Source organism: Vibrio fortis (assembly GCF_024347475.1).
Taxonomy (GTDB): Bacteria; Pseudomonadota; Gammaproteobacteria; order Enterobacterales; family Vibrionaceae; genus Vibrio; species Vibrio fortis.
The window spans coordinates 3066551-3081292 of record NZ_AP025487.1 but is presented as its reverse complement, the minus strand read 5'-3'; the positions used below and the strand labels follow the sequence as shown (position 1 = coordinate 3081292).

12 protein-coding genes, 5 tRNA genes and 2 rRNA genes are annotated in these 14742 nt (G+C 45.5%); 16 read left to right on the top strand and 3 right to left on the bottom strand.

Annotated elements, in window-relative coordinates; all coding sequences use genetic code 11:
• Positions 1-315 precede the first annotated feature (315 nt).
• From OCV50_RS13710 to OCV50_RS13700, 3 genes are all read left to right on the top strand, one after another.
• A 23S ribosomal RNA gene (locus OCV50_RS13710) occupies positions 316-3207 on the top strand.
• Between the two features lie 144 nt (positions 3208-3351).
• A 5S ribosomal RNA gene (gene rrf, locus OCV50_RS13705) occupies positions 3352-3467 on the top strand.
• A gap of 41 nt (positions 3468-3508) precedes the next feature.
• Positions 3509-3585 (top strand) — tRNA-Asp (locus OCV50_RS13700).
• A 621-nt stretch (positions 3586-4206) separates the two neighbouring features.
• Here the strand turns inward: OCV50_RS13700 and pssA are convergent.
• Both pssA and OCV50_RS13690 read right to left on the bottom strand, forming a co-directional pair.
• The gene (gene pssA, locus OCV50_RS13695; RefSeq protein ID WP_261903286.1) at positions 4207-5547 is read right to left on the bottom strand and encodes a CDP-diacylglycerol--serine O-phosphatidyltransferase; all 1341 of its coding nucleotides are present in this window, start codon (positions 5545-5547) and stop codon (positions 4207-4209) included.
• A 91-nt stretch (positions 5548-5638) separates the two neighbouring features.
• Positions 5639-6070, bottom strand: coding sequence for a GNAT family N-acetyltransferase (locus OCV50_RS13690; protein ID WP_261903285.1), 432 nt, complete (start codon positions 6068-6070; stop codon positions 5639-5641).
• A gap of 66 nt (positions 6071-6136) precedes the next feature.
• Between OCV50_RS13690 and murB the strand changes: the two genes are divergently transcribed.
• Positions 6137-7183, top strand: a complete 1047-nt coding sequence (murB, locus tag OCV50_RS13685) for a UDP-N-acetylmuramate dehydrogenase (protein WP_261903284.1) — start codon at positions 6137-6139, stop codon at positions 7181-7183.
• Positions 7180-8145, top strand: a complete 966-nt coding sequence (gene birA, locus OCV50_RS13680) for a bifunctional biotin--[acetyl-CoA-carboxylase] ligase/biotin operon repressor BirA (RefSeq protein WP_261903283.1) — start codon at positions 7180-7182, stop codon at positions 8143-8145. The genes murB and birA overlap by 4 nt, the downstream gene beginning before the upstream one ends.
• 29 nt (positions 8146-8174) lie before the next feature.
• Here birA and coaA read toward each other — a convergent pair whose 3' ends face one another.
• Positions 8175-9098, bottom strand: coding sequence for a type I pantothenate kinase (gene coaA / locus OCV50_RS13675; protein WP_239843161.1), 924 nt, complete (start codon positions 9096-9098; stop codon positions 8175-8177).
• A gap of 209 nt (positions 9099-9307) precedes the next feature.
• Between coaA and OCV50_RS13670 the strand changes: the two genes are divergently transcribed.
• From OCV50_RS13670 to rplL, 11 genes are all read left to right on the top strand, one after another.
• Positions 9308-9383: transfer RNA gene (locus tag OCV50_RS13670), tRNA-Thr, on the top strand.
• A gap of 43 nt (positions 9384-9426) precedes the next feature.
• Positions 9427-9511 (top strand) — tRNA-Tyr (locus tag OCV50_RS13665).
• 39 nt (positions 9512-9550) lie between these two features.
• Positions 9551-9625, top strand: a tRNA-Gly gene (locus tag OCV50_RS13660).
• Positions 9626-9639: 14 nt separating this feature from the next.
• Positions 9640-9715 (top strand) — tRNA-Thr (locus OCV50_RS13655).
• A 95-nt stretch (positions 9716-9810) separates the two neighbouring features.
• On the top strand, positions 9811-10995 hold the full coding sequence (gene tuf / locus OCV50_RS13650) for an elongation factor Tu (RefSeq protein WP_261903221.1): 1185 nt from the start codon (positions 9811-9813) through the stop codon (positions 10993-10995).
• A gap of 224 nt (positions 10996-11219) precedes the next feature.
• Positions 11220-11597 carry a preprotein translocase subunit SecE gene (gene secE / locus OCV50_RS13645; protein WP_032549907.1) on the top strand — a complete coding sequence of 126 codons (378 nt, stop codon included), beginning with the start codon at positions 11220-11222 and terminating at the stop codon, positions 11595-11597.
• Between the two features lie 13 nt (positions 11598-11610).
• Entirely contained in the window at positions 11611-12159 is a 549-nt protein-coding gene (nusG, locus tag OCV50_RS13640) for a transcription termination/antitermination protein NusG (protein ID WP_032549909.1), read from the top strand.
• A 211-nt stretch (positions 12160-12370) separates the two neighbouring features.
• Entirely contained in the window at positions 12371-12799 is a 429-nt protein-coding gene (rplK, locus tag OCV50_RS13635) for a 50S ribosomal protein L11 (protein ID WP_026084318.1), read from the top strand.
• A gap of 4 nt (positions 12800-12803) precedes the next feature.
• Positions 12804-13508, top strand: a complete 705-nt coding sequence (gene rplA / locus OCV50_RS13630) for a 50S ribosomal protein L1 (protein ID WP_032549910.1) — start codon at positions 12804-12806, stop codon at positions 13506-13508.
• A gap of 240 nt (positions 13509-13748) precedes the next feature.
• Positions 13749-14243, top strand: coding sequence for a 50S ribosomal protein L10 (gene rplJ / locus OCV50_RS13625; protein WP_004737075.1), 495 nt, complete (start codon positions 13749-13751; stop codon positions 14241-14243).
• A 57-nt stretch (positions 14244-14300) separates the two neighbouring features.
• Positions 14301-14669: a 50S ribosomal protein L7/L12 gene (gene rplL, locus OCV50_RS13620; protein WP_063524626.1), complete on the top strand. Its 369-nt coding sequence runs from the start codon at positions 14301-14303 to the stop codon at positions 14667-14669.
• The last annotated feature ends 73 nt before the right edge of the window (positions 14670-14742 follow it).

Genomic DNA, 14742 nt, shown 5'->3' with positions numbered 1-14742 from the left:
GGAAGTTAAAAACTCCAAACCACAATTTAGGTTGCTGGTTGGATTTTTCGACTGTGAGAGTCTTTAGAAAATGAACTTCTAACGAAGTCTCATGCTCTTTAACAATTTGGAAAGCTGACTGATTTAAATAACAAAGTTATTTAAATCAAATTAAAAGTTCTCAATGTTTATCCTTTGGATAAACACAACACAAACACATTCAAGTGTCTTGTATTCAAAATTGAGTCCGGCAAACACGTAATAAGAACTAACCCTTCTTGTTACAACCAAAAACCTTGGTTAGTTGCCATACACTAAGACCCTTTCGGGTTGTATGGTTAAGTGACTAAGCGTACACGGTGGATGCCTTGGCAGTCAGAGGCGATGAAGGACGTATTAACTTGCGATAAGCCCAGATTAGGTAGTAAAAACCTTTTGAGTCTGGGATTTCCGAATGGGGAAACCCACTTACATAAGTAAGTATCTTGTTGTGAATACATAGCAACAAGAGGCAAACCGGGGGAACTGAAACATCTAAGTACCCCGAGGAAGAGAAATCAACCGAGATTCCGAAAGTAGCGGCGAGCGAAATTGGATTAGCCCTTAAGCTTTTAATGATGCAGGTGAAGGCTCTGGAAAGTGCCGCAATAAAGGGTGATAGCCCCGTAACCGACACATCATAATCAGTGAAATCGAGTAGGGCGGGACACGTGATATCCTGTCTGAATATGGGGGGACCATCCTCCAAGGCTAAATACTACTGACTGACCGATAGTGAACCAGTACCGTGAGGGAAAGGCGAAAAGAACCCCTGTGAGGGGAGTGAAATAGAACCTGAAACCGTGTACGTACAAGCAGTAGGAGCGGGCATTGTCCCGTGACTGCGTACCTTTTGTATAATGGGTCAGCGACTTATATTCAGTGGCAAGGTTAACCGTTTAGGGGAGCCGTAGGGAAACCGAGTCTTAACTGGGCGTTCAGTCTCTGGATATAGACCCGAAACCAGGTGATCTAGCCATGGGCAGGTTGAAGGTTGAGTAACATCAACTGGAGGACCGAACCGACTAATGTTGAAAAATTAGCGGATGACTTGTGGCTAGGGGTGAAAGGCCAATCAAACCTGGAGATAGCTGGTTCTCCCCGAAAGCTATTTAGGTAGCGCCTCGGACGAATACTACTGGGGGTAGAGCACTGTTAAGGCTAGGGGGTCATCCCGACTTACCAACCCTTTGCAAACTCCGAATACCAGTAAGTACTATCCGGGAGACACACGGCGGGTGCTAACGTCCGTCGTGGAGAGGGAAACAACCCAGACCGCCAGCTAAGGTCCCAAAGTATAGCTAAGTGGGAAACGATGTGGGAAGGCTCAGACAGCCAGGATGTTGGCTTAGAAGCAGCCATCATTTAAAGAAAGCGTAATAGCTCACTGGTCGAGTCGGCCTGCGCGGAAGATGTAACGGGGCTAAGCTATACACCGAAGCTGCGGCTGCACACTTTAGTGTGCGGGGTAGGGGAGCGTTCTGTAAGCCGTTGAAGGTGGTCTGTAAGGGCTGCTGGAGGTATCAGAAGTGCGAATGCTGACATGAGTAACGATAAAGGGAGTGAAAAACTCCCTCGCCGGAAGACCAAGGGTTCCTGTCCAACGTTAATCGGGGCAGGGTAAGTCGACCCCTAAGGCGAGGCCGAAAGGCGTAGTCGATGGGAAACGGGTTAATATTCCCGTACTTCTTACAATTGCGATGGGGGGACGGAGAAGGCTAGGTGGGCCTGGCGACGGTTGTCCAGGTTCAAGTACGTAGGCGGAAAGTTTAGGTAAATCCGGACTTTCTTAACGCTGAGATACGATGTCGAGCCACTACGGTGGTGAAGTCATTGATGCCATGCTTCCAGGAAAAGCCTCTAAGCTTCAGATTGTAAGGAATCGTACCCCAAACCGACACAGGTGGTCGGGTAGAGAATACCAAGGCGCTTGAGAGAACTCGGGTGAAGGAACTAGGCAAAATGGTACCGTAACTTCGGGAGAAGGTACGCTCTTATCGGTGAAGTCCCTCGCGGATGGAGCTGACGAGAGTCGCAGATACCAGGTGGCTGCAACTGTTTATTAAAAACACAGCACTGTGCAAAATCGTAAGATGACGTATACGGTGTGACGCCTGCCCGGTGCCGGAAGGTTAATTGATGGGGTTAGACTTCGGTCGAAGCTCTTGATCGAAGCCCCGGTAAACGGCGGCCGTAACTATAACGGTCCTAAGGTAGCGAAATTCCTTGTCGGGTAAGTTCCGACCTGCACGAATGGCGTAATGATGGCCACGCTGTCTCCACCCGAGACTCAGTGAAATTGAAATCGCTGTGAAGATGCAGTGTACCCGCGGCTAGACGGAAAGACCCCGTGAACCTTTACTACAGCTTGGCACTGAACATTGACCCTACATGTGTAGGATAGGTGGGAGACTTTGAAACCGCGTCGCTAGATGTGGTGGAGTCGTCCTTGAAATACCACCCTTGTAGTGTTGATGTTCTAACGTTGGTCCCTGAATCGGGATTACGGACAGTGCCTGGTGGGTAGTTTGACTGGGGCGGTCTCCTCCCAAAGAGTAACGGAGGAGCACGAAGGTGGGCTAATCACGGTTGGACATCGTGAGGTTAGTGCAATGGCATAAGCCCGCTTGACTGCGAGAATGACAATTCGAGCAGGTGCGAAAGCAGGTCATAGTGATCCGGTGGTTCTGAATGGAAGGGCCATCGCTCAACGGATAAAAGGTACTCCGGGGATAACAGGCTGATACCGCCCAAGAGTTCATATCGACGGCGGTGTTTGGCACCTCGATGTCGGCTCATCACATCCTGGGGCTGAAGTCGGTCCCAAGGGTATGGCTGTTCGCCATTTAAAGTGGTACGCGAGCTGGGTTTAGAACGTCGTGAGACAGTTCGGTCCCTATCTGCCGTGGGCGTTGGAAGATTGAAGGGGGCTGCTCCTAGTACGAGAGGACCGGAGTGGACGAACCTCTGGTGTTCGGGTTGTCATGCCAATGGCATTGCCCGGTAGCTAAGTTCGGAATCGATAACCGCTGAAAGCATCTAAGCGGGAAGCGAGCCCTGAGATGAGTCTTCCCTGGCGCTTTAAGCGTCCTAAAGGGTTGTTCAAGACTAGAACGTTGATAGGCAGGGTGTGTAAGCGCTGTGAGGCGTTGAGCTAACCTGTACTAATTGCCCGTGAGGCTTAACCATACAACACCCAAGGGGTTTTGATGGACTCAAAACATTGTTTCCGCTTTAAAAAGCAGAGGCAAACAAGAGCACTTGAATGAGTTTAGAGAATAAACAGCTTTCCAGATTACTTTTCTGAAAGAAAATCAGAGAAGAAAGAATTTGCTTGGCGACCATAGCGTTGTGGACCCACCTGATTCCATGCCGAACTCAGAAGTGAAACGCAATAGCGCCGATGGTAGTGTGGGGCTTCCCCATGTGAGAGTAGGACATCGCCAGGCTTTAATTTTGGAACCACGTCTACAGACGTGTTTACCACTGCGGAGTGGTAGTTCAGTTGGTTAGAATACCGGCCTGTCACGCCGGGGGTCGCGGGTTCGAGTCCCGTCCACTCCGCCACTTATAGAGAAGCCCTGCTAGAAATAGCAGGGCTTTTTTACATTTGAACGATTGTGTTCGCCCTTCGATCAGAAGAGTCCTGGTTGCCCGCAACCCCGAACTAGGCGTCCCCGCCATCCGCCACTTATCAGAAAGCCTAGTCTTACGACTAGGCTTTCGTCGTTTATGGGAGTAGGTGTTTTGCTCTTCGACCAACGAGTCACAGGTGAGCGCAACCCTAGCCACTTTGTCCTTATAGAGAAGCCCTGCTAGAGAATAGAAAGGCTTTGTACATTTATCAGAAATGGATGTGCTGATAGGTAGCAAGCTTCGCTCCTTTTCGGAGCAAGCACGAAAGTACAACAACCCAGTAATCTTGTGATGTATTAAAAAGCCTAGTCTTACGAATAGGCCTTCTTCGTTTCTTAGCTCTTTGACCAATGAGTTCATGCCAATCTGAAAAACTAATTGGTTGGGTTAACCTACTCTTTAGGTACACCATTTGAATTGCATATAGTTATCTGTGGTTGGCAGAGTCCTAACAGTGTGTTCTATATAGCTTGTTGAGGGTGCATACAATGAATACAAAAACGCCCAGCAAATCGCTAGGCGTTGGAATAGATGATATTTTCTATCTTGTACTTATAGAATTTGTTTAAGCACTCTATCAGCCTTTACGCGCGTGATCTTGCGTATTAGCTTCTGTACTTCGGTTGGATAACTATCGACTTTATCTAGCTGCTTATAAGTACAGATCAGCTGTGTGTGTTGAAGGATGTTATCGACCTCAGTTTGGAACTTGTCCGCAAGGTGATTGTAGTTATCTTGGATAAAGATGCCGTTCTCAAGATCGAGCTTCCAAGCTCTTGGGTTTAGGTTGTTACCCGTTAGAAGCATGTAGCGTTTATCTACCCAAATACCTTTTAGGTGGAAGCTATTTGAATCGTGTTTCCAAAGGTGGATAGATAGTTTACGACTTGCAATGTTTGCTTCATTTGCTTTAGCAAAACGTCGCAAGTTGAGTTCGTATAGATAAGGTAGGCCGCCAATGGTCTTAAATTCTTCTTCTGGAGAGATGAAAAAGTCATTCGCTGTTTTGTCACCCACAACTATGCTGACCTTCACACCACGTTTCAGAGCTTTCTTTACTTCCTTAGCTAGGCTAGGTGGGAAGTTGAAGTAAGGCGTGCAGATGAAGATTTCATCTTTAGCTTGAGCGATCAGTTGGTTGATGCCCTGATTTAGACGGTTACGACGCTTACCGATACCAACGAGTGGTGTTACAGCAACTTGCTCACTTGATACTTCTTCGCTCTTAAACTGATATTGAGAGCGAGCTAAAGTCGAGCGGAACTGGCGAATTGCAGACTTAATTTGTTTGGTGGTTGGCTTGCTATGATCGGCTAGGTTATTAACTGCAGTATCTGCCACCATTTGCTCTTGTACGTAGCTAAACATAGTGTCAGCCAACCTCTTGTTGTTTAAAACATGGTAGCGATCGAAACGATAGCGGTCGTTATAGTTCAGGTAGATGTTATTAAGGCTAGCACCACTGTATATGACCTTGTCGTCGATGATAAAGCCTTTTAGGTGAAGTACACCAAAGACCTCTTTACCGCGAACAGGGATGCCATAGACAGGCACTTCGTGCTCATATTTATCTGCAAATGCTTTATACATTGCAGCATTGCCTTCCGATGATTCCGCACCAATAAGGCCACGTTGAGCTCGATGCCAGTCAACACAAACACTGATATCAAGCTGAGGATTGTTTTGCTTAGCTTCATATAATGCTGTAAGGATCTCACGACCTGCTTCGTCATCTTCTAGATAGAGAGCAACCAGACAGATACGCTGAGTTGCTTCAGAGATCTCTTTAAGTAAACGAGTTCTGAACTCTTGTGCTGATAACAGTACTTCAAACTTATCGGGGTTCTGAGCTACAGTGGGTAACTGTATGAATGGATTCCTACTAGCAATCATATTGACTGTTTGACCTTAAAAATATGCAAAATTGCGAACAGCGAATTTTACCAAAGGCAAACGGCGAATTACTAGATAATCGAGGCATTCTCTAACAATTTTGCTGATAATGCATAGGAATGAGATCTTTTCCACTGTTTGTATATCGTTCGAAGAGGTTTTTCAGGCTATTAGGCAGCTCTTGAGGTGCTACTTTTACAAAATGATGGCGGTTATAAAAGTGCTCTAAATGTGCGTAAGCAAAGCAATAGTCTTGATCGTTTAACGTATTTTTCTCACAGAAATCCATTAACTGCTTCCCGAGTTGTTGACCTCGATACTCTTTAGAAATGGCCATACCTGTTAGTAAGCGAAACTGCTCTATTGTACGAAGGCGAACTACACCCAACAGTTGGTTATCAATGGTCAATGAATAGATTAACTCACTCTTGTTGGCCTTACCGGAAGGGTAGTGCTCTTTATAGAAGCGCTTAACTAATGGAACTTTGATTGGATCAAGCTCGGCTATTATTACATTGTTCATTCAATCACTGCGTCGGTTGGGTAACTGCTGTAGAATGGGGGCAGTTTAGTTTAATTGAATATCGCCATGCAATTTTATCTCAATGCCAGTTTGAAAAAGGCACATACCTTCTCCATCGAGCAGACATGTGATGTGCTTATTGAAGTCCGCTCTGTAGACGATCTGATCTCTGTTTACCAATCCTCAAAATGGAGTCACCTTCCGAAATTGATGTTAGGTAAGGGTAGCAACATGCTATTTACCGAACATTTTGCAGGTCTGGTGATAGTGAATAAGCTTGAGGGGATTGAGCGAACCGAAACTGAGACACACTATAAACTGCATATTAGTGGTGGCGAAGATTGGCCTAGCTTGGTTGCGTGGTCTGTAGAGCAAGGAATTGGTGGATTAGAAAACCTAGCCATGATTCCCGGTTGTTGTGGTTCTGCTCCTATTCAGAACATCGGCGCTTATGGCGTTGAATTACAAGATGTATGTGAATACGTTGATATCTTATGTTTAGACACCTATACGGTGAAGCGATTAAGTCGTGAAGAGTGTCAGTTTGGCTATCGTGATTCGATATTCAAGCATGCCCTTTATGGTAAAGCCATTGTAGTCGCGATTGGTTTAACCCTGAGTAAAGACTGGCAGCCATGTAATCACTATGGGCCACTCAAAGCGTTAGATATGGAGACAATTTCCCCTCGTGTTATCTTCGATGAAGTATGTGCAATTCGCTCAAGCAAGCTTCCAGATCCGGCGATAAAGGGTAATGCGGGCAGTTTCTTTAAGAACCCTGTGATCGAAAAGGATCACTATGATCTATTAACTCAAAGTTACCCAGATATTGTGGGTTATGAGAGCGGCGATAAGATCAAAGTGGCTGCGGGTTGGTTGATTGATCAATGTCAGTTCAAAGGGCATGTCGAAGGTGGGGCGCAAGTTCACCCAAATCAAGCCTTAGTTCTTATTAACTATAATGATGCTTCTTCCTCTGATGTTGTTCGACTCGCAAATCAAGTTCGCACGGCAGTTAAAGAGAAGTTTGGCATCGCGCTTGAGCATGAAGTGAGATTCATGGGTAAAGATGGTGAGATCAATCTCGATATCGCATTGGAGGCTCTAGCATGAGAGACCATACAACCAAGTTAACCCTTCTTAAAGCTCTGGCTGATGGTGATTTCCATTCCGGAGAAGCGCTCGGTGATCTGATCGGTGTTTCTCGCGCAGCTATCAGTAAGCATATCAAGGGTATACAAGAGTGGGGGCTGGATATTTATCGAGTGCAAGGCAAAGGATATAAGCTAGCTCAGCCACTGAACATGCTTGATGAGTCTAGGCTTCAGGCTCCAGGTGCAGACTCTTCCCTAGAACTAATACCAATTATTGGCTCTACAAACCAACACCTGCTTGATAAGGGAGATTCTCTAGAGTCAGGTTCGGTGTGTATTGCAGAGTATCAAGCTGCTGGGCGCGGTCGTCGTGGGCGCGAATGGGTATCTCCGTTTGGTGCAAACTTGTATTTGTCTATGTACTGGCGATTGGATGCTGGTATGGCGGCAGCAATGGGACTTAGCTTAGTCGTTGGTGTTGCTATTGTAGAAGCGCTCGAGGAAATGGGTGTTGAAGGCGTTAAGCTCAAATGGCCTAACGACCTTTATCACAATGATAAGAAGCTTGCTGGAATATTGGTAGAGCTTTCGGGTCAATCTGGTGGTGCGGCCAATATTGTGATTGGTATGGGACTAAACCTATCGATGGATCCAAATACGTCGGGTATTGGCCAACCATGGACGTCGCTTAAGGAAGTATGCGGAGGCCAAGTTCCAGAGCGAAATGAGCTTGCACAGGCGTTGATTAATGCTTGGTATAAAGCGCTCGATGAGTATGAGCTCAAGGGAATGACCGACTTCGTTGGACGCTGGAACCGATTAGATAACTTTTTAGGGCGCTCAGTACGCCTGATTATTGGGCCGCGCGAGATAGAGGGTACAGTTAAAGGCATTAATGAGCAGGGTGCCGTTTTACTGGAAACGGAAAATGGTGTTGAAGCCTATATTGGTGGTGAAATCTCACTGCGCAAAGCGGATTAATCGATACCCTATCTATTACAGCTCGGCTACTACTTGCGTAATAAGACCTCTTCAACCATATGATCAGCGCCCTTACGTAGAATAAGGTGCGCTCTTTCTCTAGTCGGCAAAATATTCTGCTCTAAGTTGAGACCATTAATCGACTTCCAGATATTCTGGGCTTTATCGACAGCTTCTTGGTCATTGAGCAGAGTGTAGTGACTAAAGTAAGAACCTGGTTTGGCAAATGCACCCTCACGGAACTTCATAAATCGATTTACATACCACTCTTGGATTTGCGAACTGTCTGCGTCGACATAGAGTGAGAAATCGAGGAAGTCTGAGATAAAGACACGATGCGGCTCATGTGGGTAGTTCATACCACTCTGTAACACGTTCAACCCTTCAATGATCAAAACATCCGGAAGGTCGACTTCTTTTACTTCATCTGTGATGTTATAGGTTAGGTGTGAATAGACAGGAGCTTGCACGTTACGTTTGCATGCTTTGACGTCGGAAACAAACTTCACCAAGCGCTTAATATCATAGGACTCAGGAAAGCCTTTTTTACTCATCAGGCCCTTCTCTTCAAGGACTTCATTTGGGTACAAAAAGCCATCAGTCGTAACTAATTCGACCTTTGGGTGATTATCCCAGCGAGAGAGTAGTGCTTTCAGTAGTCGAGCCGTTGTGCTTTTCCCCACAGCAACACTGCCTGCAATTCCAATCACAAAAGGGGGCGCTTTCTCGTCTTTGTCCAGAAATTGTTGAAGTACAGAGTTGCGGTTCTGTCTTGCAGCCACATAGAGGTTTAATAGACGAGAAAGGGGAAGGTAGATCTCTACCGCTTCTTCCATCGTCAATTTTTCATTGATCCCTTGAAGCTCTTTTAAGTCATTCTCAGACAGTGTCATGGGAACTAAATTTCTTAGTTCAGACCAGCGTTCGCGGTCAAATGACATAAATGGGCTCATAAAAACTCTATAGTGGGTTACAAAACAAGTGCATGGAAAATACATCATGCGATGAATAAATAAAATATATTCGTGAGAGAGATGTGGATTAAAGGTACAAACTTAATAAGAAATACCCGCTAAATTTCATTACTTATTAGATTTTTCCATTTTTTTTCAATTTACTATTGCAAGGTGGAAAATCATTCAATAAAATGCGCCCCACTTGTGCCGACTTAGCTCAGTAGGTAGAGCAACTGACTTGTAATCAGTAGGTCACCAGTTCGATTCCGGTAGTCGGCACCACTTTCTTACCTCCTAAGGGAGCGAGAAGAAAGCTTAAAAATTTGGAGGGGTTCCCGAGTGGCCAAAGGGAGCAGACTGTAAATCTGCCGGCACTGCCTTCGATGGTTCGAATCCGTCCCCCTCCACCATATTCTAAAGGTTAAATAGCTCAAACAGAGTTACGTGTTGCGTGCATCGTATAATGGCTATTACCTCAGCCTTCCAAGCTGATGATGCGGGTTCGATTCCCGCTGCACGCTCCAACTCAAATTTGTGTGCTGATATAGCTCAGTCGGTAGAGCGCACCCTTGGTAAGGGTGAGGTCCCCAGTTCAAATCTGGGTATCAGCACCAGTCTAAAGCTTCTTTCTCCTTTAAATTAAAAAAAACCATTTTTTTTGGTTGCGTGGTCATCAAAGCCACTTAATCCGTACCTAGAGGGACACCCCATGTCTAAAGAAAAATTTGAACGTACGAAACCGCACGTAAACGTTGGTACTATCGGCCACGTTGACCACGGTAAAACAACTCTAACTGCTGCTATCTGTACTACACTTGCAAAAGTGTACGGTGGTGAAGCGAAAGACTTCGCATCTATCGATAACGCTCCAGAAGAGCGTGAGCGCGGTATCACAATCGCAACTTCTCACGTTGAGTACGACACTCCATCACGTCACTACGCACACGTAGACTGTCCAGGACACGCGGATTATGTTAAAAACATGATCACTGGTGCTGCACAAATGGACGGCGGTATCCTAGTTGTTGCTGCGACTGACGGCCCAATGCCTCAAACTCGTGAGCACATCCTACTTGGTCGTCAAGTTGGTATCCCTTACATCATCGTATTCATGAACAAATGTGACATGGTTGATGACGAAGAGCTACTAGAACTAGTAGAAATGGAAGTTCGTGAACTTCTTTCTGAGTACGAATTCCCAGGTGATGACCTACCAGTAATCCAAGGTTCAGCTCTTGGCGCACTAAACGGCGAGAAGCAATGGGAAGACAAGATCGTTGAGCTTGCAGAAGCACTAGATTCTTACATCCCAGAGCCAGAGCGTGCAGTAGACCAACCGTTCCTACTACCAATCGAAGACGTATTCTCGATCCAAGGTCGTGGTACTGTTGTAACTGGTCGTATCGAGCGTGGTATCCTACGCGTAGGTGACGAAGTAGAAATCGTTGGTATCAAAGAAACAACAATGACTACTTGTACTGGTGTTGAGATGTTCCGTAAGCTTCTTGACGAAGGTCGTGCAGGTGAGAACGTTGGTGCACTTCTACGTGGTACTAAGCGTGACGAAGTTGAACGTGGTCAAGTACTATCTGCTAAAGGTTCTATCAACCCACACACTAAATTTGAGTCAGAAGTGTACGTACTTTCTAAAGATGAAGGCGGCCGTCACACTCCTTTCTTCAAAGGTTACCGTCCACAGTTCTACTTCCGTACAACTGACGTAACAGGCGACATCACTCTACCAGAAGGCGTAGAGATGGTAATGCCAGGTGATAACGTTCAAATGACTGTTGAGCTAATCGCTCCAATCGCAATGGACGAAGGCCTACGTTTCGCTATCCGTGAAGGTGGCCGTACTGTAGGTGCTGGTGTTGTAGCTAAAATCTTTGCATAAGATTTGACGAACCACTAGTAAAAAGGGCATCATTTGATGCCCTTTTTCTGCGCTAAAAAAAGAGTTGCGTGAAATCACAGCAACTTTGTCTCTTAGCAAAGAATAAAACGATCATTTTTGACTAAAATGACTGTTAGATGTGTTGTTCTGCAACGCAAAGGAATGTGCCCTGCAACAGCGGGGTTATTGTCGTCTATATTTAAGACTTATCACAGGTTGGTTTTATGAAAGCAAACGCTGAGACTCCTGATAGCTCAAGTGCAGCAGATACAATGAAGTGGATTGTCGCTTTTGTTCTGCTAGCCGCCGCTGTTGTGGGTAATTACCTGTATGGTGAATTATCAGTTGTAATTCGCGCTGCAGGTGTAGTTGTGCTGATTGCTGCCGCACTAGGCGTTGCAGCAACGACAACTAAAGGTAAAGCTGCGATCGAATTTGCAAAAGAATCTCGTATGGAGATTCGTAAAGTGGTTTGGCCTACTCGCCAAGAAACTATGCAAACAACATTGATCGTTCTAGCTGTAAGTATTGTTATGGCTCTAGCACTATGGGGCATTGACGGCATTATGGTTCGTCTTGTTGCCTTTGTGACTGGGGTATAGAGGGTTCTGATTCATGAGTGAAGCTCCAAAAAAACGTTGGTATGTAGTTCAAGCCTTCTCTGGCTTTGAAGGTCGTGTGGCTCAATCGCTACGCGAACATATTAAAATGCACAACATGGAAGAACTGTTTGGCGATGTGCTAGTACCTACTGAAGAAGTAGTGGAAATGCGCGCGGGTCAACGTCGTAAGAGTGAACGTAAATTCTTCCCTGGCTACGTATTAGTTCAGATGATCATGAATGACGAATCATGGCACTTAGTACGCAGCATTCCGCGTGTTATGGGCTTCATTGGTGGTACCTCTGATCGTCCTGCACCAATCACTGACAAAGAAGCTGATGCGATTCTGAACCGTCTAGAGAAAGCGAGCGAAGCTCCACGTCCTAAGACTATGTTCGAAGCTGGTGAAGTGGTTCGTGTGAACGATGGTCCATTTGCTGACTTCAACGGTACTGTTGAAGAAGTGGATTACGAGAAGAGCCGCATTAAGGTATCTGTATCGATCTTCGGTCGTGCAACACCTGTTGAGCTTGAATTTGGTCAGGTTGAGAAACTGGACTAAGACTCGAATAGTTGAACAAAGTTGTGGATAACTTATTGGCAACTTGTTCAAATTAAAAGAGTATAAAAAATCACCTTTTTAGGGTTGTTTAAGGCGCGAATTATGATTATAATTTCGCGCCTTTTTACTTCTGAGGAAGTAAAAAGCTTAATTGAAATTATGGGGAGCTTGCCTTACGGCTAGCGCATGTACCCAAATATTAGGAAATATCATGGCTAAGAAAGTTGAAGCTTATATCAAACTGCAAGTTGCAGCTGGTATGGCAAACCCGTCGCCACCGGTTGGTCCTGCTCTAGGTCAACACGGTGTTAACATCATGGAATTCTGTAAAGCGTTCAACGCAAAAACAGAATCTGTTGAGAAAGGTCTACCGACTCCAGTAGTTATTACTGTATACAACGACCGTTCTTTCACGTTCGTAACTAAGACTCCACCTGCTGCTGTTCTTCTTAAGAAAGCTGCTGGCGTTAAGTCTGGTTCAGGTCGTCCAAACACTGAAAAAGTGGGTACTGTAACTGACGCTCAAATCCAAGAAATCGCAGAAACTAAAGCTGCTGATATGACTGGTGCTGACATCGAAGCAATGAAGCGTTCAATCGCTGGTACTGCTCGTTCAATGGGCCTAGTGGTAGAGGGTTAATAAGATGGCAAAACTTACTAAGCGTATGCGCGTAATCCGCGAAAAAGTTGACGTAACTAAAGAGTACGAAATCAACGAAGCTGTTGCTCTTCTTAAAGAACTAGCTACTGCTAAATTCGTTGAGTCTGTTGATGTTGCTGTTAACCTAGGCATCGATGCTCGTAAATCTGACCAAAACGTACGTGGCGCTACTGTGCTACCTCACGGTACTGGCCGTGAAATCCGCGTTGCTGTGTTCACTCAAGGTGCAAACGCAGAAGCAGCTAAAGAAGCTGGCGCAGATGTTGTTGGTATGGAAGATCTTGCTGAGCAAGTGAAGAAAGGCGAAATGAACTTCGACGTAGTTGTTGCTTCTCCAGATGCAATGCGCGTTGTTGGTCAACTAGGTACTATCCTAGGTCCACGCGGCCTTATGCCAAACCCTAAAGTTGGTACTGTAACTCCTAACGTTGCTGAAGCTGTTAAGAACGCTAAAGCTGGTCAGGTTCGTTACCGTAACGACAAGAACGGCATCATCCACACTACTATCGGTAAAGCATCTTTCGAAGCTAACCAGATTCAAGAAAACCTTGAAGCTCTGCTAGTTGCTCTTAAGAAAGCTAAGCCTTCTTCAGCGAAAGGTACTTTCCTGAAGAAAGTAAGCATCTCTACTACTATGGGTGCTGGTGTTGCTGTTGATCAGGCTAGCCTGAACACTCAAGCAAACTAATTTGCTTAGGCGCAGATTTAGTGTATACTTCTGCGCCTAATATTTGTGGTTGGGTGATTTCTGAAGCAATTCAAATCATCTATCCCAAGACCGTAGGCGCTGTACTCTTCGGAGTTATAGCTTAATAAAACCTACGTAGGCGGTGCCTAATTTAAATGAAGTGATTCATGTTTATTAGCATCGTAAACGCTCATGACACACTGTGATGAGTGCTGTAATCACAACCAGAGGTTAATCCAAATGGCTTTAAATCTTCAAGACAAAAAAGCAATTGTTGCTGAAGTCAACGAAGCAGCTAATGGTGCACTTTCTGCAGTTGTAGCTGATTCTCGTGGCGTTGAAGTTGGCGCAATGACTTCTCTACGTAAACAAGCTCGCGAAGCGGGTGTTTACATGAAAGTTGTTCGTAACACACTAGCACGCCGTGCGGTTCAGGGTACAGACTACGAGTGTCTAACTGACACTTTCACTGGTCCAACTCTGATCGCGTTCTCTAACGAGCACCCAGGTGCTGCAGCGCGTCTTTTCAAAGACTTCGCTAAAGAGAACAAAGATTTCGAGATCAAAGCTGCTGCATTTGAAGGCGCAGTTACTGATGCTGAAGTACTAGCGACACTACCAACTTACGACGAAGCAATCGCACGCCTAATGATGTGCATGAAAGAAGCTTCTGCTGGCAAGCTGGTTCGTACTATCGCTGCACTACGTGACCAAAAAGAAGAAGCTGCGGCATAAGCCTTGCTTTTCACTGGTTGCTAATTAAACTTATTGTTGACTTAAAAGAGAATTGTTATGTCTATTACTAACGAGCAAATCCTAGATGCAGTTGCAGAAATGTCTGTAATGCAAGTTGTTGAGCTTATCGAAGCTATGGAAGAGAAATTCGGCGTATCTGCTGCAGCTGCTGTTGTAGCTGGCGGCGCTGCTGGTGGCGAAGCTGCTGCTGAGCAAACTGAATTCGACGTTATCCTAACTTCTGCTGGTTCTAACAAAGTACAAGTTATCAAAGCTGTACGTGGCGCAACTGGCCTAGGTCTTAAAGAAGCTAAAGGTCTTGTAGACTCAGCTCCAGCACCTCTAAAAGAAGGCGTTGACAAAGCTGAAGCTGAAGCTCTTAAAGCACAGCTAGAAGAAGCAGGCGCTTCTGTTGAAGTTAAGTAATTATTACTTAATTTCTTAGCCTAACGGCTATTGGCTGGTGGTTAAATAACCACCGGCCTTTTTGCGCTGTAGG

What these genes read in the sequence shown, in the direction of transcription:
- pssA (WP_261903286.1), bottom strand. Translation starts at nt 5,547, where the DNA reads ATGATTGCTAGTAGGAATCCATTCATACAGTTACCCACTGTAGCTCAG.
- OCV50_RS13690 (WP_261903285.1), bottom strand. Translation starts at nt 6,070, where the DNA reads ATGAACAATGTAATAATAGCCGAGCTTGATCCAATCAAAGTTCCATTA.
- murB (WP_261903284.1), top strand. Translation starts at nt 6,137, where the DNA reads ATGCAATTTTATCTCAATGCCAGTTTGAAAAAGGCACATACCTTCTCC.
- birA (WP_261903283.1), top strand. Translation starts at nt 7,180, where the DNA reads ATGAGAGACCATACAACCAAGTTAACCCTTCTTAAAGCTCTGGCTGAT.
- coaA (WP_239843161.1), bottom strand. Translation starts at nt 9,098, where the DNA reads ATGAGCCCATTTATGTCATTTGACCGCGAACGCTGGTCTGAACTAAGA.
- tuf (WP_261903221.1), top strand. Translation starts at nt 9,811, where the DNA reads ATGTCTAAAGAAAAATTTGAACGTACGAAACCGCACGTAAACGTTGGT.
- secE (WP_032549907.1), top strand. Translation starts at nt 11,220, where the DNA reads ATGAAAGCAAACGCTGAGACTCCTGATAGCTCAAGTGCAGCAGATACA.
- nusG (WP_032549909.1), top strand. Translation starts at nt 11,611, where the DNA reads ATGAGTGAAGCTCCAAAAAAACGTTGGTATGTAGTTCAAGCCTTCTCT.
- rplK (WP_026084318.1), top strand. Translation starts at nt 12,371, where the DNA reads ATGGCTAAGAAAGTTGAAGCTTATATCAAACTGCAAGTTGCAGCTGGT.
- rplA (WP_032549910.1), top strand. Translation starts at nt 12,804, where the DNA reads ATGGCAAAACTTACTAAGCGTATGCGCGTAATCCGCGAAAAAGTTGAC.
- rplJ (WP_004737075.1), top strand. Translation starts at nt 13,749, where the DNA reads ATGGCTTTAAATCTTCAAGACAAAAAAGCAATTGTTGCTGAAGTCAAC.
- rplL (WP_063524626.1), top strand. Translation starts at nt 14,301, where the DNA reads ATGTCTATTACTAACGAGCAAATCCTAGATGCAGTTGCAGAAATGTCT.